19 protein-coding genes are annotated in these 20345 nt (G+C 42.2%); 4 read left to right on the forward strand and 15 right to left on the reverse strand.

Annotated elements, in window-relative coordinates:
- Window positions 1-42 precede the first annotated feature (42 nt).
- From SRRS_RS17625 to SRRS_RS17635, 3 genes are all read left to right on the forward strand, one after another.
- Window positions 43-672 (forward strand): GNAT family N-acetyltransferase, encoded by a 630-nt coding sequence (locus SRRS_RS17625; protein WP_371362370.1) that lies wholly within the window; start codon window positions 43-45, stop codon window positions 670-672.
- 138 nt (window positions 673-810) lie between these two features.
- On the forward strand, window positions 811-1788 hold the full coding sequence (locus SRRS_RS17630) for a helix-turn-helix domain-containing protein (protein WP_371362371.1): 978 nt from the start codon (window positions 811-813) through the stop codon (window positions 1786-1788).
- A gap of 135 nt (window positions 1789-1923) precedes the next feature.
- Complete coding sequence (locus tag SRRS_RS17635; protein ID WP_371362372.1) at window positions 1924-3105, forward strand: MFS transporter; 1182 nt, start codon at window positions 1924-1926, stop codon at window positions 3103-3105.
- Between the two features lie 11 nt (window positions 3106-3116).
- Here the strand turns inward: SRRS_RS17635 and SRRS_RS17640 are convergent, their stop codons facing one another.
- Window positions 3117-4040 carry a DMT family transporter gene (locus SRRS_RS17640; protein WP_371362373.1) on the reverse strand — a complete coding sequence of 308 codons (924 nt, stop codon included), beginning with the start codon at window positions 4038-4040 and terminating at the stop codon, window positions 3117-3119.
- 136 nt (window positions 4041-4176) lie between these two features.
- Here SRRS_RS17640 and SRRS_RS17645 point away from each other — a divergent pair, with 136 nt between their 5' ends.
- The gene (locus tag SRRS_RS17645) at window positions 4177-5067 is read left to right on the forward strand and encodes a LysR family transcriptional regulator (protein WP_371362375.1); all 891 of its coding nucleotides are present in this window, start codon (window positions 4177-4179) and stop codon (window positions 5065-5067) included.
- A gap of 175 nt (window positions 5068-5242) precedes the next feature.
- Here the strand turns inward: SRRS_RS17645 and SRRS_RS17650 are convergent, their stop codons facing one another.
- The 14 genes from SRRS_RS17650 to SRRS_RS17715 form a co-directional block, all read right to left on the reverse strand.
- Window positions 5243-6472 (reverse strand): hypothetical protein, encoded by a 1230-nt coding sequence (locus tag SRRS_RS17650; RefSeq protein WP_371362377.1) that lies wholly within the window; start codon window positions 6470-6472, stop codon window positions 5243-5245.
- Window positions 6473-6565: 93 nt separating this feature from the next.
- Window positions 6566-7147, reverse strand: a complete 582-nt coding sequence (locus tag SRRS_RS17655; protein WP_371362379.1) for a TetR/AcrR family transcriptional regulator — start codon at window positions 7145-7147, stop codon at window positions 6566-6568.
- Window positions 7148-7590: 443 nt separating this feature from the next.
- A complete protein-coding gene (locus SRRS_RS17660) occupies window positions 7591-8373 on the reverse strand; it encodes a DUF169 domain-containing protein (RefSeq protein ID WP_371362381.1) in 783 nt (260 codons plus the stop codon).
- A gap of 316 nt (window positions 8374-8689) precedes the next feature.
- Window positions 8690-9655, reverse strand: a complete 966-nt coding sequence (locus SRRS_RS17665; protein WP_371362382.1) for an MBL fold metallo-hydrolase — start codon at window positions 9653-9655, stop codon at window positions 8690-8692.
- Between the two features lie 204 nt (window positions 9656-9859).
- Window positions 9860-10210: an ArsR/SmtB family transcription factor gene (locus tag SRRS_RS17670; protein WP_371362383.1), complete on the reverse strand. Its 351-nt coding sequence runs from the start codon at window positions 10208-10210 to the stop codon at window positions 9860-9862.
- A gap of 350 nt (window positions 10211-10560) precedes the next feature.
- Window positions 10561-11316: an IS21-like element helper ATPase IstB gene (istB, locus tag SRRS_RS17675; protein ID WP_371362384.1), complete on the reverse strand. Its 756-nt coding sequence runs from the start codon at window positions 11314-11316 to the stop codon at window positions 10561-10563.
- A 144-nt stretch (window positions 11317-11460) separates the two neighbouring features.
- Window positions 11461-12405, reverse strand: coding sequence for a carbamate kinase (arcC, locus tag SRRS_RS17680; protein ID WP_371369868.1), 945 nt, complete (start codon window positions 12403-12405; stop codon window positions 11461-11463).
- A 108-nt stretch (window positions 12406-12513) separates the two neighbouring features.
- On the reverse strand, window positions 12514-12954 hold the full coding sequence (locus SRRS_RS17685) for a DMT family transporter (RefSeq protein ID WP_371362386.1): 441 nt from the start codon (window positions 12952-12954) through the stop codon (window positions 12514-12516).
- A gap of 69 nt (window positions 12955-13023) precedes the next feature.
- A complete protein-coding gene (locus SRRS_RS17690; RefSeq protein WP_371362387.1) occupies window positions 13024-14127 on the reverse strand; it encodes a ring-opening amidohydrolase in 1104 nt (367 codons plus the stop codon).
- 80 nt (window positions 14128-14207) lie between these two features.
- On the reverse strand, window positions 14208-15617 hold the full coding sequence (locus tag SRRS_RS17695; protein ID WP_371362389.1) for a DUF1116 domain-containing protein: 1410 nt from the start codon (window positions 15615-15617) through the stop codon (window positions 14208-14210).
- Between the two features lie 10 nt (window positions 15618-15627).
- The gene (gene fdrA, locus SRRS_RS17700; protein WP_371362391.1) at window positions 15628-17187 is read right to left on the reverse strand and encodes an acyl-CoA synthetase FdrA; all 1560 of its coding nucleotides are present in this window, start codon (window positions 17185-17187) and stop codon (window positions 15628-15630) included.
- Window positions 17165-18094 (reverse strand): DUF2877 domain-containing protein, encoded by a 930-nt coding sequence (locus SRRS_RS17705; protein WP_371362393.1) that lies wholly within the window; start codon window positions 18092-18094, stop codon window positions 17165-17167. Before SRRS_RS17705 ends, fdrA begins: the two co-directional genes overlap by 23 nt.
- The gene (locus tag SRRS_RS17710; protein WP_371362394.1) at window positions 18094-19335 is read right to left on the reverse strand and encodes a hypothetical protein; all 1242 of its coding nucleotides are present in this window, start codon (window positions 19333-19335) and stop codon (window positions 18094-18096) included. Before SRRS_RS17710 ends, SRRS_RS17705 begins: the two co-directional genes overlap by 1 nt.
- Before the next feature lie 377 nt (window positions 19336-19712).
- On the reverse strand, window positions 19713-20306 hold the full coding sequence (locus SRRS_RS17715; RefSeq protein ID WP_371362396.1) for a TetR/AcrR family transcriptional regulator: 594 nt from the start codon (window positions 20304-20306) through the stop codon (window positions 19713-19715).
- Window positions 20307-20345: the final 39 nt, after the last annotated feature.

The raw sequence follows: 20345 nt of genomic DNA on the forward strand, positions 1-20345 counted from the left end.
TTGCAACACAAATTTTTTAAAAAAATTCGAAGGAGGTCAATCATGACAATTGCCCCCCTAATAATTGAACCTATGCAGGCAAAATACAATTATCAGGTCGGCCGCTTGCTTGTTCATGGGTTTCGGACAAAATTTCAACCCCTTACAAACTTACCTGATAACACGCTTGCTCTTTTTTTCGAAAAATTGTTTGATCAAATTCCCCCTGAAGTGGCAAGCCAAAGAATGATCGCCCTTAAGGCCGGTGAAGTTGTCGGCAGCGTGTGCATCAAAGAGAAAGCTGAATCGGCCAGGAAACAAGAGGTATTGAATTTTCTGTGGAGTGATTGTGACCTATTCGGAAAATGGAACCTTTGCAAATTGTTCCTCTCCTTATACTTCTTAGATCACCAGCCGCAAGATAGCGAGTGTTATATAGAAGATATTTCCGTCCATCCGGCACACCAAGGTAAAGGAATAGGAAAACGCTTACTACAGTGGGCACAGCAGCATGTACAAACAAATCCATTCCTCGATAAATTGACCTTGCATGTTTCAGGGAGAAACCAACAGGCCAAGAAGCTGTACGAGCAAATGTCTTTCTGCACGCAGGACCGGAAAAGCAGTATATTTAGCTATCTTTTATTCCATGAATTTGAGTGGAATTATATGGTATGGCGAAAGAATACTTAGAAAGCAGTTTCGTATATTAATATGGACTAGACAACGCCTGCGTCTATCCAGTATAATAATTGAAAATGATTATCAATTGTTATGCTAATACCACTAGAATGTAACAGTACGACTTAATCTAGAGGCGGGCGATTGGCTATGAAGCGGAATATTGTAGGCAGTTACTACCGTTCAATGGTAGATAACCGGTATCTGTACCAGGCTGCCTCGGATTGTTCGGGAATCAGTTACCAGGTCAACAAGGAATATGGTGTTGGCAGCATCCGGCGTTTGGATTTAGGTGACGGATTAGATGTTAGCTGCTGGGACGCGGTTTCAGCTGAGAGGTTATGGTTAAACAATCTACAGTCAAAGCAGGAAGTGCTGGAGATCATTTATTGTCATGGCGGGCAGATGACGGTACAGATCGGCGATGACCAAGAACTTGTTCTGGCTGAGGATGATGTACTCTTCTATTATCATCAACAGGCCCTGCCTGCTGTTGTTATAAACACCCGGATGTATTCCGGTGTTTCTATCCATGTGCACCGGCAATATGTGCAACAATTACTGGGGACTGCCTGTGCCGACAGGTTTAACGGGCAGTGGCAAGACAATATCAAAACCATGTTAGCGAACAAGCCACTGGTTGTGCGACGCGCTCCCCTGGCCTTGCAGTTGACAGCCAGAAAGCTACAGGCAGCCTGCTGGAATGATATGAAAACCTACCTGGCCTTCCAAGCCAAAATTATGGAATTCCTGAGCAGTTGTATGCAAAATGAAGCCCGGACCGCCCCAACAGGCACATTAACGCAAGCCGACAGGGAGATTGTATCTAAAGCACAGCAGTATCTGCTGGAGCATCTGGCTGAGCCACCTTCAATAAAAAAGCTGGCATGGATTTGCCAGACAAATAGTGATAAATTGCAAAAAGATTTTAAGTCAGTGTATCACACTACCTTGTATTCCTATGTCAGAGCCAAACGGCTGGAAAAGAGCCAGCAACTGCTCAAACACAGCGAGGATAGCATTGCGGCAATTGCCAATCAAATCGGTTATACCAACCCCAGCAAGTTTGCCAGTGCGTTCCGGGAATATACCGGTATGACTCCCAGTGAGTATAAAAAAATAGATTAGATAGCAGTCCCTACTTTGGCGTGTCTATGCAGTTTGACAGCCGCAGTAGGGACTGTTTTTCAGAGCAGTCTTTCTTTCTTATGGAGTAGAGTAAGCCTACTGCTTACGCTATAGTTAGCACTAGGAGGGATTACCATGAGAAATGCAAAACATAGAGACAACAAATTTACCTTGTTTGTTTTTACTGGTGTGTTGCTGGTTATTGCAACAACCGGTTTTGTTCGGATGGCTTACGGGGCCGTGCTACCGTATATGCGGGAGAGTATGGCGCTGACGTTTGCACAATCCGGCCTGCTGGGTTCGTTTATGTTTTTGGGGTATCTAGTTACTGTGGGCTTATCAGGTCTGCTGGCAGTACGTTTTGGCGCTAAAAATATAATTTTGGCAGGGAGCTGTGGAGTTATTGCCGGGCTGGTTGGCTTGGGCAGTGCAACTTCGTTCTGGATGGCGGCATTATTTATGTTTATTGCCGGTGCCGGCAGTGCAATTGTATTTACGCCGTTAATGTCCCTGATGATTGGTTGGTTTCCGGATAATAGAGGCTTGGTAGTTGGCCTTTTGTTGAGCGGCGCCGGAATAGGGATGATTCTTAGCGGAATGCTTATTCCGTGGGCCGTTGGATTCTTTCCTCTGTCCGGCTGGCGGACGGTCTGGTTCGCTTTCGGCGGCTTTAACCTGCTGACGTTTATCCTAGCCGCAGCGATACTACGCAATCCGGCAGTTGCCAGGCCTGAGAATACCGCTGTCGATAAGCCCAACTGGTTTAAACATTCAGTGTTGCGCAAAATTTCCTTTCTTTATTTTCTGGTGGGAATGGCCTACCTCATCCCGATCCTGTATCAGACCGTTTTTATGATCGAGCTGGGAAATTCACAAACTGCAGCAAGTCGGGTGTTTGCCTTTGCAGGTATTTTTTCTATTGCCGGTGCTCCTATTTGGGGGTATATCTCCGATCGAACCGGGACACATAAAACACTGCTAATAGTGTTTGTATGGGTTATTGCCGGCAATCTGCTGCCTCTCGTTTTCTCTACTGTTTCAGGTTTTATGCTTGCCTCTGTTATCTGGGGAACAGGGACCGGCGGTTTGATGGCCCTGATTCAGGTGGCTGCGTCGCAGCAGGTTCCGCAAAAGTATATTGCGGCGGTTATCGGGTTTATCTCTATTTTTTACGCTGTAGGCCAAATGTTAGGACCGGGCGTTGCTGGATTAATAATCGAGCATTATGGTGGTTTTGCCGGCGCGTATCTATTTGGTGCAATACTATATTTGGTCTGTCTGATTGTAGCATTAACCATAAAAGCAAAAACTGAATAAAATTGGTTGTATTAGCTTTTTGAGCTCATTCCATTACATTTACTTTTGTTGGTTAGATAAACTCCGCCTATAACTGCGATTCCGCCTAGTAAAACCAAGAAAGTTACCGTTTCCTTTAATAGCCATATTCCTGCTAATAAAGCAAATAGCGGACTAACATAATAGAAAGAAGCCGTTCTTACAGCACCTATTTTTTCAATGCCGTGGTACCACGTATAATAAGCGTAAACAGAGCAAAGTACCGCTAAATACAATACGGCAGCGAGTGTTTGCAGGCTTATATCTGCTATCTGAGCTAATAACGATACGGGATTTAGCTGATTGGGAACCAAAATAACAGGCAAAAGCATTACCGCTCCGAAAATAGTAATATAACCGACAGCAGTAAAAGGAGAGTATTTAGTCATAATTTTCTTTCCATACAGTGTAAAAATAGCCCAAACAATGGCATTAAGGAGCAGTAGCAAATCGCCGAAAATGGTTTCCGATGCAAATAGTGAAAATAGTTTTCCTCTGCTAATTACGAGACTCACGCCCAGAAAAGCTATCAGCATTCCTACAACTGAGTTACGGTTAACTTTTTCTTGCCCCAGCACAACACTTGCAATTGTTGTCCAAACAGGACTGGTTGCTAACAATAAAGCAGCATTGATCGACGTTGTATAAAGAAGTCCTGTATACTGAATATAAAAATATGATGTTATGGAAAGGAAACCCATTATAACAAGTTGTGGAATATCTTCCTTGTGAATGCCTGCTCTTTTTATTGCCAAAATAATTCCGAATAGGATTGCAGCAATAAAAAAACGAAATCCGGCTAAATTTAATGGACTCAATTCATATAAAGCTATTTTCGATATGGCAAATGACGTTCCCCATAAAAAAGCCACGCAGGTTAGGGAGAGGTAAATAGCCATATCTTTATTTATAACCATAAAACTTCCTCCATTCTTCCTTATATATTTAGGAGTGTAACTTTCTATGGAAAATGATATCATGTATATAATGCATCTGTGAAATTGATAATTAAGATACATACAATCTATTTTTTTGATAAAGGAAGAAAAGAGAATGGAATTTAGGCAATTGCAAGCTTTTTTAACAGTAGCCAACACTGCTAATTTTTCTCGTGCCGCTAACATGCTAGGATATGCACAATCAAGTATTACTACCCAAATTCAACTTTTGGAACAGGAACTAAATGCAAGGCTGTTTGACCGCTTAGGAAAAAAGGTAGTATTAACCGATCAAGGACAATGTTTTTATATCTATGCAAAAAAGCTTTTGTCCCTGGCGGCGGAAGCTAAAGAAACGGTATCCAATTCGACAACCATCCATGGAACAGTTACAATTGGTGCACCAGAGTCTTTATGCGCCACTCGTTTGCCTATAGTGCTGCAGGAATACGGCAAACGTTATCCGCAAGTAAAAATAGTACTAAAAATTGGTGCTTATAATGACTTTCTCTATTGGCTCAAAAATAACTTAATTGATATGGCGCTCTTTTTTCAGCGTAAAGTGGAGCACCCTAATCTAATTACAGTTACTTTGCGTGATGAACCAATAGTAGCTATTGCCAAAAGAGGCCATCATATGATTGAGAAAGGCCGGATTGAACCAGCCGATTTGAGAGAAGAAACAGTAATTTTAGCAGAACCTGGATGTAGCTATCGCACAATATTAGAAGGTATATTGTCAAGTGCGAATGTTTATCCTGAGACAGTTTTGGAAATTGGTAGCGTAGTGGCTATGAAGCAGTGTACAATAAGTGGCCTCGGTATTACTTTTTTGCCCAAAGTTGCGATTGAAGAAGAATTAAAATCTAGCCAATTGGTAGATTTAAATTGGGCTGGAGAGGATTTTAACACCGTTATCCAACTAGCCTATCACAAGGATAAATGGTTGTCTCCGGCCCTTAATGCTTTCCAGTCCGTAACCAAAGAATTTATGGGAATACAGTAAGAAACATACGTATTTGTTCAGTTGCCTATTTTAATCCGCTGGATATAACAAATACAAGAAAAGGACTGACGTGTCGCAAGCACGCCAGCCCTTACAGACTGCCTAACCGGAAAAAATAAAATTCTGCTTTTGGCTTTGCATTTATAGTACTGCCTTCATTTGATGGGCGGTTTTTTTACTCTCCGCCGCGGTCGGTGGTGAACGGCGCCCCCTCCCGCTTGTTTGCTTGGTGAGGATTGCAAGAACAAAATGATACTATTTCATTACTTAGGTTAGCCATTTCAATTAAAGATTTCTCTGTAAGTAAATCAGCACGATAAACTTTCGTCCATAGCTTTTTTATATCAGCATCCCAGCAATTCAACAAATCCGCAAAAGAAGTAGCAACCATTTCTTTTCCGCTTGCCATGCTATTTATGTTTTTCAAATAGAAAAACGGACTAAACATAAAGAAATTGTAATGGACTTCAAAGAACAACGATAATCCGGCTTCATATATTTTATTTCCAGTAATAGTTTTCATTATTTTATCATATAACTGTTGATAATTTATTTCCGAACATAACTCTTCCAATTGATTAGCAGCCGAATAATAGTCCAGTTTCATTCTTCTTATCCGTTTAGCAAGTTCCCTATTAGCCGCTAGTAACCTTCTCATTCTAACAAACAACTCATTATATATTTTTAAAAGTTCCTCACTTTGATCATGGGAAATATCAAATCTCATATACTTTACTGTTTTATTAAACCATTCACCGTGTCCTAAGCTTTTACTTATCCTGTCAAACTCCGTTAACAGTAAGGATGTTGCTGTAAATCCTTTATATCTGTAAATCAGTAAACTTATCGCTTCATAAAGAGCAGATTCTATGTTTATTGCCGCTGGTACGAGGAACCCCTTTCTAGCGTCAGCAACTCCATAGTAAGACCTTTCATTTACGATATCAAAGCTTCTTTGATATTGCTTTTGCATATTTTCAACCGAATAATACTGTTGCAGAATATCCTTTTGAAACTCAATAAAAATCGTATCTCTATCGTAAATTGGTATAGTATGAGTTAAATATTTGACTGACTCGCCACCGGCTAGGCAATCGCTTCGCCACTCAGTGTATGATTTGAACTGTAAATCAATAGGTATACCTTTGAACATAATCTTCTTAATCGGTTTGGAGTTACTGTCTAGCAGTACATCCAAATCGATGTCACTACCTATTCCCGAATAACCACTGGCTGATGAGCCTGTCAAAAGTACGGCAACCACTCTATTATTTATTAGTTTACTACTATTAACATATTCTACCGCTATGTCTCTAAGGTGAATCGCCTCTTCATTCGGACACTTTATGATAAAAGAATTTTGTTCGAGATACTTTATACAGTTTTGCATCACAACTGGTAACATGCTAGCACCTCCTCTCTACCAATAAAGGAAAACAGCCTCAATTTTGATGTATTAAGGCTGTTATTTTGAACTTTATGTCGAACTCGGCGCGTTTCATATTTTTAGACTTTTTACAAACAATTGTACGCAAACATCAATATATGTTTCATCCGATACATTGATAAAATCTTTCGAAAGCGTTGTCTTGGAGTAGAAGTAACCAAAGTTCATCATCATAAAGGCTAACGTAAGAGCATCAATATTTTCTGTTACTATTTTATCCTTAGCTTGCATTTCTTTAAAGTACTTTGTTATGAACTCTTTCAAATGATATGGCGGTAACCCTTGTCGATTTTCATCAGACAACATAGCTCTTTCTTGCATTAAAATCAATATGATGGATCGATTTGTATGCATTATTTTCTGGTATATTTCACAGAGTAAAAGTAAATCGTGTTCTAACTCCCATGTTAATTGGGTTTCAAACTCTCGCAAGGTTGGAATAAACGAACATTTTTCTATAGCTACTTCCAAGATGCCTTTTTTCGATGAAAAATGGCGAAATACCGTCATCTCACTTACCCCAACCGTAGTAGCAATTTCTTTCATTGTTACAGCATGAAAACCTTTTTCCTCTATCAAGGCAACTGCTGTCTTAAGAATTTTATCGGAAGTGGACAACTCGCTTTCTGGCACAATCATTCCCCCAATCTTTACCTGACACTGGTACGAACTAATACCCTTATAAATGATGCAAACTTAATATATATCCCTTCCCTATTATAACAATAATTATTTTTCACTAGTTAGCTTTTCTCTCCAATATTTTTAACCAGTTATGTTTTTGAGACTGCTTCCTGTTACGTTGAATTCTTTATTTTCATTTTAACACTCTATCAAGTACTATATGCCATCCTTAGGCAAACACCTTCCCTGCTCCCTTGAAGATCGATACACCAGGTAAATGCCCCTTTATAGCACGATTCCCCAGTCGGGACAAAAGCATTCACGCTATCGCGCGATACTACCGTCCCGGCCAGGGATTAACTTTGTTAAGAGGCCAATTTTTCTTTGTTCCTAATAACGCAAATTGATATCTTTATATATTTCTTCTCTATTATAGCAGTAATTACTTTTCACTAGTTAGCTTTTCTCTCCAATATTTTTAACCAGTCATGTTTTTCAAGAAAGCTTCCTGCTACGTTGGATTCCATTTCAATAAACATTCTATAGGGTACAGTAAATGACAATAAATCCTTATCCAATTTAGTTCTAATGGTGGGATCTGTCAACCCGATAACTGCTCTTGGATTTTCCGACTCACTTTCTTTATATGGAATTATCCCTATTTGATGGCAACCAGCACCATACGGGGCGATCACATTATCATAAGACCCTCGGGTATAACTCACTAAAACAGTTAATGCGGAAATCTGGTCAGGATTAGCCAAGAACACTACTACTTTAGGAGTTTCATTTTCTGAACACTGTTCTAGTGGCTTAAAAATAACATACTCCGTAGGCACATCGATCATTGGTAAAGAATTAATGAATTGCTCAGCTACTTCAGGACTTTTTTGATAACCTTCTCCGTGCTCCAATGCAGGCAGTTGTTTTACAACCTTTTGGCCAATCTCTGTTTTGCAAAACTCCGGATTCCCTGTCGATAGGAAATTCCCTATTCCGCCTGGAAAATTCTTATAGGTATTACCAAAACCCAAACCCGCACCGCCCCCCGGACAGCCGAAGGTTTTGCGGTCAAATACCACTGTTTTTCCTTTGGCAGCTGCATTTAGCATTGCTACTACACAGCCGTACTTTCCTTCCTGAAACTGAATCGCTCCATCTGGCCTTTCATTGCTAAATACTACTGCAACCGGTAAATACTTCAGTTGGACTGCTTCCGCTATTTTACTTTTCATTTGTAATTCCCCCTCTTTAAATAATATTTCTCTGTTACGCTTGAATCCTGGTACGGACATTATTATTTTTTACCTTTATGTTAGTTATAGTAACTAACATAATTTTTAAAAAAATATAGTTTCTTCAGAAACAACTAATTCAATTCCTATGTTGCTCGTCGAAGCATTAATGTTAGTCTATCTAACATTAATTATAAGAATATTTCTTATCTTGTCAAGTTGATTTTATAATGATGTTATTAGTACTTATCATAAATAATTTTTCCTGCCTTCACATTAATACATACTTAACCAAAAATTATTAAACACTATCGCATCAGTCTTTTTTATTCGCTTTGAATACTACTGTAGTACCAACACTGTTCGGTATAAATGCTTGAGGCATTGTTTGGGCAATTTGGTGTATGGCAGACCATCCCGTGCAGTGGCCTGGCATCAAATAGGTTGGATTAATCTTCTTTAATTCGGTAATTGTAGCAGGAATAATTTCTTCAAATATCCCACCAGTTAGATGTAAGCCTCCTAATATGGCATAAACTTGTTGGCAATTAGTCAAAGTTTGCGCATGACGAATGGTATTGATAATTCCAGAATGACAACAACCTGTAATTACGACTAATCCTTGCCCACGAACATTCATAATAATACACTGGTCATCCTTTATATATGGATCGTTTTCCCATTTACCATTACGGTTTGAGTAATGAATAGGAAACCCCTTTTCAAATTCTGTTGAGCGAGCGATTTCACCAGAAACTAGAATCATATTATCAGCCAGCAAAGTTGGACCGGTATTTTCAACAAAGGAAATATTTTCCTTGCGCAATGCAGTTATTTGGGGCGGCGAAATGCTCAATTCCTGACCGTCGGGTATTACAATCTTTCTCTCCAGGTAAGCATCCGGATGTAAAACAAGAGAGCATTGTTGTGTTCCTAATTTTTCAATTAGGTTAGGTAATCCCAGCGTATGGTCGCAGTGACCATGGCTAATTACAATTGCCTGTAAATCAGATAAGTCAATACCTAATGCAGTCATATTATGCAAGACGCCATTGGCAGTCATACCTGTATCTAATAGTACTGTTCCTTGTTTATCCCCACTTTTTACCTGGATTAGTGCTGAAAACCCATGTTCTGCTATCGGTAAAACGTCTTTTGAGTATGAGCTAAATCTACTGGCAACCTCTGTGCTGGCCATTAATAAGTCAACAGTATTATCCATGATTATTGTTATTTTTACTTCATCGACTTCCAATAAGGGAATATTACTTTTACTTGTCATAAATGTTCACCTCATATTTTTATTTTTTCTTATGCATGCAGGCCTGAAGGATAATAATATCTGTACAAACAACGAAGATATTGAAGTATTATAATTTGTTCAAGCTTTATACCCCCTCTTCTTAACTATAGGAGCATAGGATCATAAAATTGCAAGGCTATAAGATTATAAGCATTTTCTTATAGTCAGGACATAATATTAAAATCATTGACACTTGTTATGATATGGGCAATCCGCACAAGAAAAATTATAGGGGCATTTCTCAAAGGCTCTTGTAAAGAGTTCTTCTATTTCCTTTAAGTATTCTGCCATTACCTCAGAATTAATTGTGTAGAAAACTCTAAAGCCTTTTCGGTTTTCATCGAGAATGCCAATATCTTTCAAAACTCTTATGTGCTGTGATGCCGCAGGTTGCGAAATTCCCAGTCTTTCAGCTATATCAGAAACGCAAAAGATTTCATCGGCATTTGAGGCAAGCATTTTTATTATTTTTAGTCTCTTCTCATCGCCAATGGATTTAAGTATCTTAGCCATGTTTCTTAGATAATTCCCCATAGAGCATCTCCTTGATTATAAGTCTATAATTATTATATTATAGACTTATAATCACTGTCAATTTTTACTGAACACGCTTTAAACACGTAGTTTAATTCTATAATCAAAAATTTTCGCTCCTGCTCAGATCTGCTTGTAACTGCCTGAAATACAAGCAGACAGCAAAATAAAACCATGAAATAAAGGCAACGGCATATCTTTTATCATGAAGAATAGCCGCTGCCTTTGTGTATAGAATAATTAAAAAATCCGTGTATTTCGGCCAAGTTGGCAGCCGATCTCGCCCCAAACTGACAAGGTTTTATCCTTCCGGTCATAAGCATAGCGTTGTAATTTGGAATCACAAGAAATTAGTTGAAATCAATTTGAGTTGCATTGGTTTTCGCCATGACTTTGCGCATCGAATCACCACCAAGTTCAATGCGATAAGCATTATACAGGAGACTGTCAAAGCAATCGTCCGCCAAAGTGGGGGCATCGAACAACGCATCCCATTCTTGAAGCGGAATTCGCGACGCGAGAAGAGTGGAACCCGTATGCAACCTATAGTTAATCATCTCCAAGATGTCACGGCTGTCAGCGGTAATTTCAGCTAGACCCCAATCATCTAAAATCAATAGTTGGCATTTTTTCAATTGATTCAGATATCGATTGTAGCTGCCGTTCAACTTGGCGATATTCAAATCCGCTATTAACCGGGGAAGCCGAAAATATTTAACGCTGTAGTTTAGGCGACAAGCCATATTGCCTAACGCGCAGGCCAAATATGATTTTCCTGTTCCGGTTTTACCTGTGATAATCATATTACGGCGATTGGCAATCCAAATGCATTCGGAAAAAAATGCGATCATTTGCCTATTGATGTTTCTTGCCGGTTGGTAATCAATATCCTCAATGCAGCAACCGGATATCATAGAAGATTCTTTTAGCAGGCGTTGTAACCGTTTGTTGCTTCTGGCCGTCCATTCTGCATCAACGATCATTCCTAAAAGTTCATCGACGGGAAGGGATGAATTTTCAGGATTTTCAGATAATAATTGATAGCTCTCAGCCATTGCAGAAAGATTTAGTTGTGTTAGTTTTTCAAATATCTGTTTGTTAACCATAGTCATTTACCTCCCCGCGATAATATTCAGAACCACGAATATTGCTATCCTTAATAAATTGAAGGATTATACCATTTTTAACAACATATTTATATGTCGGCAGTAGGAATTACCAACAAGGAGCACTTGTCATACTTGCCAGATTTATTTGCTTTGCACAATATGTGTCCCCGTATGTCCGCTTATCGCCTCCGCCATCTTTTCTGGGGTTGTGATAATGGCTACTCCCTCGGTACCGCGCAAGTAATCCAAAGCGGCCTCAATCTTCGGTCCCATGCTGCCTGGCGGGAAATGCCCCTCGTTATAATAAGCTTCGGCTTCAGCAACTGTCATAGTATCAATAACTTTTTGCTCGGGAGTGCCAAAATTAATGGCTACCTTTTCCACGCCAGTAGTAACAACCAGCATATCAGCCTTTAGATCCCGGGCTAATAACGCCGATACTTTGTCTTTGTCAATTACTGCTGCGACCCCTTGGATAGAACCTTCTATATTGACAATTGGAATTCCGCCGCCACCACAGCAGATTACGACTGTTCCTTGGTTAATTAGACTACGGATAACGCCGATTTCCAAAATGTTAATCGGCTCAGGCGAGGCCACTGCCCGGCGCCATCCCCGCCCGGCATCCTCAAATACCGTCCAGCCTTCATTCTTAGCATGATGCTGGGCTATTTCCTCTGTCATAAAACCACCGATAGGTTTAGCGGGATGGGAAAAAGCTCTATCAGCTGCGTCTACCTCAACCTGGGTTACCACTGATACGACCTCATTACTTAAACCGCGCTTCTTAAGCTCGTTTACCAGACATTGCTGGATCATATACCCGATTCCGCCCTGCGTATCGGCCACAAGAATATCCAGCGGGATTAATGGCAGTTCAGTTTGAGCAATCTCACTTCGCCTCATAAGAAACCCGACTTGCGGGCCATTGCCGTGAGTAACAACTACTTGTGTTCCGGTTGCAACCAATTCAGCAATATGCTTACAAGTTGCTTCCACCGCCTGCCGCTGATCCTGCAGTGCAATATGATCATTATCTTTAATTAGCGCATTGCCGCCAATTGCTACAATGGAAACTTTTTTCATCAATGTTTTTTCTCCTATTCTAAAGATTTATCGGGATGTTTATATTGTCCAGGAGCAGCTGGCAGTATAAAATTCAGCTACCCACTCCCTCGCCCAAAATGGCCGATTTCATTTATGAACAACGATGTTCACACCTATTAGCAATAATACAAATCCCAATATCCGGAATGGCGATAACTCTACCTGCGGTATACCCAATAGCCCAAATTGGTCAATTGCGGCGGCCATAATTAACTGACCGGTAATTGCTAAAGCCAATGTATTACCTGCCCCGAAGCGGGGAACTAGGTAGGTCATGCCTAGAACGACAACCGCACCAATAACACCGCCCAATAAAAGTTTCGGATTTTCAAATGCCAGAGCCAAATGAAATGACACTCCTGATTGAGCTTGTACAAAAATGAAAGCGCAAGCCAAAAATACCCAGCCAACCGCAAATGAGAAGCCTGCGGCCCCAACTGTACCGATAGATTTGGCTAACTGGGCATTAATGATCGGCTGCATTGCCCAAATAGCACCTACAACCAATGATAGGGCAACGTATTTCACAATATCAGTCCCTTAATTAAGATATGGAGGCTAACCAAAGGCTACTGTCTTTGGTTAGCGCATATGGTATTAGATTTTGGCAATTACTGCGATAGGCCCGCCACCATTGGGACCTTGATGCTCAGCACCACCTGAAACGTACACCATAGGATCTTTTACAATGCTGGAAATTACCGCATTAACCACTGCTCTCGCTGAGCGGGTGTGGTTAATGTCCGAGTCATCAATCATTGTATTCCGGCGACCGCGTACCATTCCTGTTGTATCGGCTTCTGCTTTGGCCAGTACGTTAATGATTTTGTTAAGCTCCGTGTCGGGTGGGCAGCAGTCAAATTGAAGGCCCCCATCTTTTAAAGCTGCTCGAACTGCATCAGCATCAATAGAGTCTTGCATTACAGAGTGACCAATTCGCAGCTCGCTAGCCGAGTCCACCGAGTTACCTACTACAATAATTTCATCGTTCAACAGCTCAACCCCGGCGGAGGTAGAAGCAACTGTCGAATACAGGCTCCAGTCATGGCAGATGACTTCATTAGTTACCTGCTCCGGTGTTAATTCACCTAAAGCAATAGCAACGCCCAGCGCGGAGGCACCACGAGAATAAGCCATGGATTTATAGGTATCGTAAACAGCTACCTCTTTCCCGCGTTTGTGCGCATCAGCAATTCTTTCTACTGTTAAAAGGGGGCACTTAATTTGCACAAAATGCACATCCCGGGGATCTGAAATCTTTGCCTCGGACATGGCTTCTTTAACTACCCTGGCTACTTCCATTACTTGTTCCATTCGGCCTAATTCTTCAGGTAAGAAGTCACGGGTGAAGGCAACGCCAACAGCCAACCTTTTTATGTCACTAGATACCTCGGGCACTTCTCTTTTAACGAATATGGTTAGATGGGGCGACATTACACCTTCGGTTCCACCGGACATAATAAACGCGATCTTGTGCATCACTTCTTGCGGGGTTACTTGGAGTTTACCGGCAAGGTATACTGCTAGTGCGAACGTGGAGAAGCCTCTGGTAAAGTCGTTAACACAACCGTTACCTTCCGTCTTGCCAAGGATTGCCACAATTTCCTCCGGTCTAATTGTCCCAGCGTCAATGAGTTTTGCTAACCCTTTGACATCGTCCGGTGAATCTGTCTCAATTCGGTAAACTTCTACTTTTTGCATTCGTCACATCTCCCTTAGTTGTATTTTTTATCTGACAAACCTTCATATAGGTTAAAAATCTACCTGTCAGTTAGTCTACTTTATTCGGTTTTGTTTAGGGCTTCCAATGCTTTTTCAAAACAAGCGAAAGGGGCTCTAACCACTCCGGCGCCAATTTGCCCCACACCGGCTTCACGGTGAGCAACCCCGGTATTAATAAGAGGGGTAATCCCTGTTTCAATCACTTTTAGTAAGTCAATTCCCGCCGGAGTGGCTTTGAAATCCAAAGCAGGCAGGCTAAAGGCCGGATTAGTCGCAATGGTAATTTCATACATCTCTTTGGTATATTCAAGAGCGTCCTGCGCAGAGCCGCCGACAAACTGGACAATGGCGGGAGCGGCCGCCATCGCAAAGCCGCCAATACCGAAGGTTTCCGTAATTGCACTATCTCCCAGATCAGGATTAGCATCTTTTACGGTATATCCGGAAAAATACAGGCCATCGACTGGCGGTGCAGGAGCAGTAAACCACTCATTACCTGCCCCACTTACGCGGATACCGAATTCTACACCATTACGGGCCATAGCCGTCACCATGGTACTATCCTTAATACCGTGGGCTGCATCTAAACTAACCTTGCAGGCGGCCATGGACAGATTGAGGAAAAAGTGGTCATTCTTGCCTAAAAAGGTAAAGATTTCTTCAAGTACGTCCTTAGATGCATGCCTTATCAAGAAAGGACTGAGTTCTCGCATCAGCAAGGATGTGGCTGCGTTGTTCCGGTTGTGGCATTCATCGCCCATTTGCAGCGCTCTGGCAATAAGGGCTTTTAAATCTATGCCGCCCATATCCCGTATGGCTGCACCCAGTACCGGTGCCAGCACATTTTTCATCCAGCGAAGTCTGTCAAGTACTTCCGCCGAATTGGCGCCAAACCGAAGAACTTTACCCAATCCTTCATTAAAGTTGGAAAATGCAACATTGCCACTGTTATCGTTTTCTACAACCACAACAGGCATGGAGGGGGAAATAATTCCGGCCATCGGACCAACTGCACCATAATCATGGCACGGGGAGAAGATCACTTCACCGGTTTCCATCAATGCCGTCGCTTGTTCCACATCGGCTGCCCAGCCTTCATATATGGCTGCGCCAAGTATAGCGCCGCGTACCGGACCGCACATGTTCTGCCATGCTATCGGAGGACCTGAATGAAGGATTATCTTGCCCTTGATACCTGGGATAACTTCTTGGGCTAAACCTATATCGATCCATCGGGGCTGACTATTGATGAGTTTGTCCATTGCAATTTTATTGGCATGTTCTATTCTCGCATTGCGGGCTTCCATGGCAGCAAGCCATTTTCCTAATTGAATATTACCATTGGCCGGCGGACGCCAGTCTACATGCACTGCTTCTGCGCCACTGTTCTTCAGGTCATTGTAGAAGCTGTCAAGGCCAACATTTACTACTTTGAGCGTTTCTGTGAGTAAGTTTTTCTGCAACATCATAATAACCTCCTTACAATACTGCTGCGTTTTCAGGCAGTAATGCTGCTGCGAAACCGGCTGCGGCAGCATTGGATTCCAATACGATGATTCCTGCCTGTTTCAAAATTGTCACTTGGTGGCTTAACACTTGCGGGTCTTTCTCGGTGCCGCAGACAAACGTCACAACGACTGGATGACTACCTGGATGCAGCGTTCTTGCTTGCATTACCGCCGCAGCTAGTTCCTGGGCCGGATCATCATGGCTCCCATACCCCAATACAACATCACAGAGTAACACAGCCACTTCCGGATCAACAAATTCCTTGAGTACCCGTTCATTCCTTGGCTGTGGGTCAATCATCGGGTGCGGCCGTCCATTGGTAAACTCATCATCCCCTAAATCAATAACAGTGTGTTCTTTACTTACCTTAGCATCCGCTAGCTGCTTGCTCTTATTCAGGGGGATATTGGAATATACGTCACCGATAGCGCTTCGCAAAATAACCATAGCCTCATCAGCCAATGTACCCCCGGTAAATAAACCCCTGAGATATTTTTGGCTGCCAGCAAGCTGCCGTTTCGCAGCCGCAATCTGTTCAGAATTGTCACCCCAGTAATTGAGCGGAATGCTCCTCGGCTCTTCACCATTCGCGACAGCAACCGCCTGGTAGACGGCATCTTCAATTGTAGATGCTCCAATACCGCCAGCTTGATTAATAGCAGTCAAATCACCTTTTATTAAACTGACCACAACTGGCTTAGTGCTGGCTTTTATCTTGCTAAGCAATTTTTCGGTGGTCTGCGGCCCGGCCGGTTTAGATATCAGTAAGATGACTTTTGTTTCCGGGTCGTTTTCCAAATAATCAAAGCCGGTAAGCATCATGAGACCGCCAATATGGTCTGACAAATCCCGGCCGCCGGTGCCAATGGCATGCGAGATACCAGAGCCTAAACGGTCGATCAATACCGTGCCTTGCTGAATACCTGTTCCCGATGCGCCAACTATTCCGATGGGACCACGGTTTACCACATTAGCAAAAGCCAGCGGTGTATTATTAATGATAGCAGTGCCGCAATCAGGCCCCATCATTAACAAGCCTTTGCTTACAGCAATCTCTTTCAGCTCTTTTTCTTCCTCAAGGCTTACGTTATCGCTAAACATATGCACATGCAAACCACTTTCCAGCGCTTTGCGGGCTTCTGCTGCCGCGTAAGTACCTGGTACTGAAATGAGTACCAGGTTAGCTCCTGGCAAAGCGTTTAGCGCACTACGTACCGTTTTGGGATATACTTCCCGTGCCTTGCCTGTTGTACCGGACGCCTCGCTCAGCAACTGCTCTGCCTTCTCAATCGTTGCCATTGCCACTTCTTCTTGCTCGGCGGCGATAACAATAGCCAAGTCGTTGGGGGTAGCCTGAGCCACCTCAGGCAAAAGCAAGCCAGTACTATTTAGCACATCCTTGTTCATATCTGTTGCCATGACTACACTTGCTTGCAAAACACCGTCTTGTGCCGCCAACACAGAAGACAGTTTCATAAGTTTTACCGAATCTTGATATGTTTTGCACTTAATTAAACTGCGAACTATCATTGTACATCTCCCTTCCATGTTCTATAGCCCATAAAATTCCAACAGCCGTGTCTGTTCCAGAAGACCATCCTCGCTGCAGGAGGCTAGCTAATTTGCAAATGCCCCTCTCCCAATCTCCTGTGGATATAGTTTGGAGAAACTCAGTTAACGGCTCTGTATAATAACCCTGACAAGCCCATTTTAAATGAGCCTGACTGATAACAGTAGTCCGGTTCATCCTTTCGGCAATATAGTTACATAACTGATCGCGGAAGATCACTGCCTGAAAAAGATAGTCTTGCATCAGCTGCAAACCACAGATATAACCGGTAAGTAAATCATCACCGGCTGGAGTTAAGCCCGGTCCAATGCCGACAAGAGCTTTAACCGCATGTTCCGCCAAACTGGTATCATCCGGAGCTGCAAGCCCCTTTTGTAGTATTGGCTTACAATCCCATAGTCGCCTGGATACTGCGTGCGCTACCATGCTCATATCTGTTAGGCTACCACCGGCACAATCAGCGCTATGAACAGGCCCCTTTCCCGCTTGGGCAATGTAAGCAGTCCATTCTGCCAAAGGAAACGCGTTTGGCGGAATATTGCCATGCCTTCCAGCAAAGAAAGTGTCGACAAAGTCCCCGTCAATCAGTAGAGTCGGACTGCCACGACGCTGCTTCCGGCAAAGGTCTAGATGTAATCCAACCCGAAGCTGCCGGTGCAGTCCTGCCCAACTGTTATCTCCTACTAACACATTAATTGGCCCATTGGCAACCGAAGCCTGTCCAATGCAAAGGACACCTTCCTTCGACTCCCAATACGCGGTACGAGCATTACAAGAAATAATTTTTCCACTGATAACTTCTTGGCGTCTCAATAATTCCCGAACACTAGCACCATAAGAAATGGATACCGCCAGAATGTCAGTCATTACAGCAAAACACCTAATACGCAAAGAACAGCTAATACAACAACTAAATAAGGGGCATTATTCTTCACAATCTTGGTGATATCCATCCCAAAGGTCTGCGATAATGCCGCTACGTTTATTTGCACCGGGCTCATTTGTGTTCCCATGCCGATGGCTATTGACACAAGCCCCATCTGGAGCGGCGTCAGGCCAACCTCGGCAAGAACAGGCATAATCAAACTGATTACCCCTACACTATAAGCGCCTGCAGGAACAGCAACAGCAAAGCCGGTTATAATTGCGACAGGCACAAAGATAAACGCCGGTGCGCTTGCTGTCAGGCCCGCAATATATTTAAAGGTTCCGATGGCTGACAAAATATTGATAAAACCGAGAAACAGACCAATTGAAAACAGCTTAGTTAAAATAAAGGCCGACCCCTGAATCACATCTTCAGCCACTTTCGCTACTGCCGACCGGGTCATTATCGCGGCTATCGCCAAAGTACTAATCATGTTAAATATCGGCGTAAACACTGGGTAATCCAGCCAAACATTGAAATACTTACCGGCAACAACAACAGCGATAAAATAGATTGGTGCAATCGCTCTGCGCCAGTTTTCAGCCATGGGCAATTCTTCAGCTTGTTTCTGCGAATCAGTTTTGATAAAGCTTCCGTGTTTCCATACTCCATATGCCGCCAGCGCTGCCCCAACCAGCCAAAAGGCAACCGCGATAGGAAACAATTGATCCACATAAGTTCCTACATCAATCCCAGCAATTTTGGAAACGGTTGCTGCTTCGGCTGATGATGGCGAAGTTTCAAAACTAACAGCAGATACGATAGCCATGCCGGCAACCACTTGCGGCACCACGCCGGCAATAGCAAAGGCCAACGGTCCGATCGCCATTGTGTTGCCTGCTGCCAAACCTGCAGCGTAAGTTGCCAAGGCCTGAATAATTACAACCGCGGCCGCCACAAGATACAACCGCCCGCCTGACGCATGACGCGCCAAAGCTAAAAGGGCTTCAAAACCGCCTGTCTTTGATAACGCTAATGCTGTCGAACAGTAGATGATCGGTACAAGCATCGTCAACATGCCAGGCAAAGAATCAGTTACGATCTTGGTCGCCTGCATTAAGCCTATATTACCGATAAACATAGCTATAACGGCACCGCAGATACCAGCAACCATCATATGAGTCTGTCGAATTAACAGAACCGTTATTACTAATAACGGAATCAACACTATAATACTCATCTAAACCTCCCTCGCTGTTAAGGGCTATGTCGATGCTGCAGTCATCGCTTCCCTGATTAAATAATAAGATTTTTACGACAATATTACTATGTCAACCCCTTACAATTATCCGCATTTTTTTTTGTCACTAATAGCTATAAAGAAAACCACCTTTTCATAGCTATAGAGAGTTCCAATATATGAGTAGGAACTTTAAAAACAAAACATAAAAGGTCTGACTTCGATAGAATATCGAAACCAGACCTCTATTTCATAAACTTTTTAAATTCCCCCGCTTTTAAATTGTCACTATGAGTCCATTAGAAGGGATACATATAGGAAGATCCTTCAATTGCACAAGTCGCATTGAAAATACAGTTTTACTTGCCATTGCCATACTATCCTTTAAATATATATACAAAGCGTTTCATAAACTTATTCATGGCATCTGGGAGATTCTTTTGTCCATCATGCAGACACCAATCATATATAAGCCCCCTTGCTGCTATAAACAAATACTCAGAAATATTTTCTACCGTCATATCTTTTGCTATTTCGTTTTTATCCTGCCCTTTTTTTATTACCTCTTGCAATAGGGTTTGCATATACCTGCCCTTTTTAACAAACATCTTATTGTTAGCAGCATTGTATAATTGTCTCATAGTATCAATTCCAACAGCTTCGTTATACTTTGCATAATAACCAAAGTACTCTATAATCTGATCTAACGTATGTGAGCTGGTCAAATACTGTGCAACTTCGTCACGAAAATAGTCATCTGCTCTTTTATATATTTCCGCAAGTATGTCATTTTTAGATTCAAAGTAGTTATAAAATGAGCCTACTGAGACCCCTGCATTGTTGCATATTTCACCTATTGTAATATTCTCGTATCCTTTTTTCTCCAGTAAATGAATTGCGACCTGGTATATCCTATTTTTAGTATTTATTGCTTGTATTTGCCTATTTGTCAACTTTTTTTCTTCCATCATTACTCCTATTTTGAACAAATCATATAATATATTTATTAT

It is taken from the genome of Sporomusa rhizae (genome assembly GCF_041428845.1).
Lineage (GTDB): Bacteria > Bacillota > Negativicutes > Sporomusales > Sporomusaceae > Sporomusa > Sporomusa rhizae.

Coding starts and splice junctions, on each gene's coding strand:
- SRRS_RS17625 (WP_371362370.1), top strand. CDS start 43: ATGACAATTGCCCCCCTAATAATTGAACCTATGCAGGCAAAATACAAT.
- SRRS_RS17630 (WP_371362371.1), top strand. CDS start 811: ATGAAGCGGAATATTGTAGGCAGTTACTACCGTTCAATGGTAGATAAC.
- SRRS_RS17635 (WP_371362372.1), top strand. CDS start 1,924: ATGAGAAATGCAAAACATAGAGACAACAAATTTACCTTGTTTGTTTTT.
- SRRS_RS17640 (WP_371362373.1), bottom strand. CDS start 4,040: ATGGTTATAAATAAAGATATGGCTATTTACCTCTCCCTAACCTGCGTG.
- SRRS_RS17645 (WP_371362375.1), top strand. CDS start 4,177: ATGGAATTTAGGCAATTGCAAGCTTTTTTAACAGTAGCCAACACTGCT.
- SRRS_RS17650 (WP_371362377.1), bottom strand. CDS start 6,472: ATGTTACCAGTTGTGATGCAAAACTGTATAAAGTATCTCGAACAAAAT.
- SRRS_RS17660 (WP_371362381.1), bottom strand. CDS start 8,373: ATGAAAAGTAAAATAGCGGAAGCAGTCCAACTGAAGTATTTACCGGTT.
- SRRS_RS17665 (WP_371362382.1), bottom strand. CDS start 9,655: ATGACAAGTAAAAGTAATATTCCCTTATTGGAAGTCGATGAAGTAAAA.
- SRRS_RS17670 (WP_371362383.1), bottom strand. CDS start 10,210: ATGGGGAATTATCTAAGAAACATGGCTAAGATACTTAAATCCATTGGC.
- istB (WP_371362384.1), bottom strand. CDS start 11,316: ATGGTTAACAAACAGATATTTGAAAAACTAACACAACTAAATCTTTCT.
- arcC (WP_371369868.1), bottom strand. CDS start 12,405: ATGAAAAAAGTTTCCATTGTAGCAATTGGCGGCAATGCGCTAATTAAA.
- SRRS_RS17690 (WP_371362387.1), bottom strand. CDS start 14,127: ATGCAAAAAGTAGAAGTTTACCGAATTGAGACAGATTCACCGGACGAT.
- SRRS_RS17695 (WP_371362389.1), bottom strand. CDS start 15,617: ATGATGTTGCAGAAAAACTTACTCACAGAAACGCTCAAAGTAGTAAAT.
- fdrA (WP_371362391.1), bottom strand. CDS start 17,187: ATGATAGTTCGCAGTTTAATTAAGTGCAAAACATATCAAGATTCGGTA.
- SRRS_RS17705 (WP_371362393.1), bottom strand. CDS start 18,094: ATGACTGACATTCTGGCGGTATCCATTTCTTATGGTGCTAGTGTTCGG.
- SRRS_RS17710 (WP_371362394.1), bottom strand. CDS start 19,335: ATGAGTATTATAGTGTTGATTCCGTTATTAGTAATAACGGTTCTGTTA.
- SRRS_RS17715 (WP_371362396.1), bottom strand. CDS start 20,306: ATGATGGAAGAAAAAAAGTTGACAAATAGGCAAATACAAGCAATAAAT.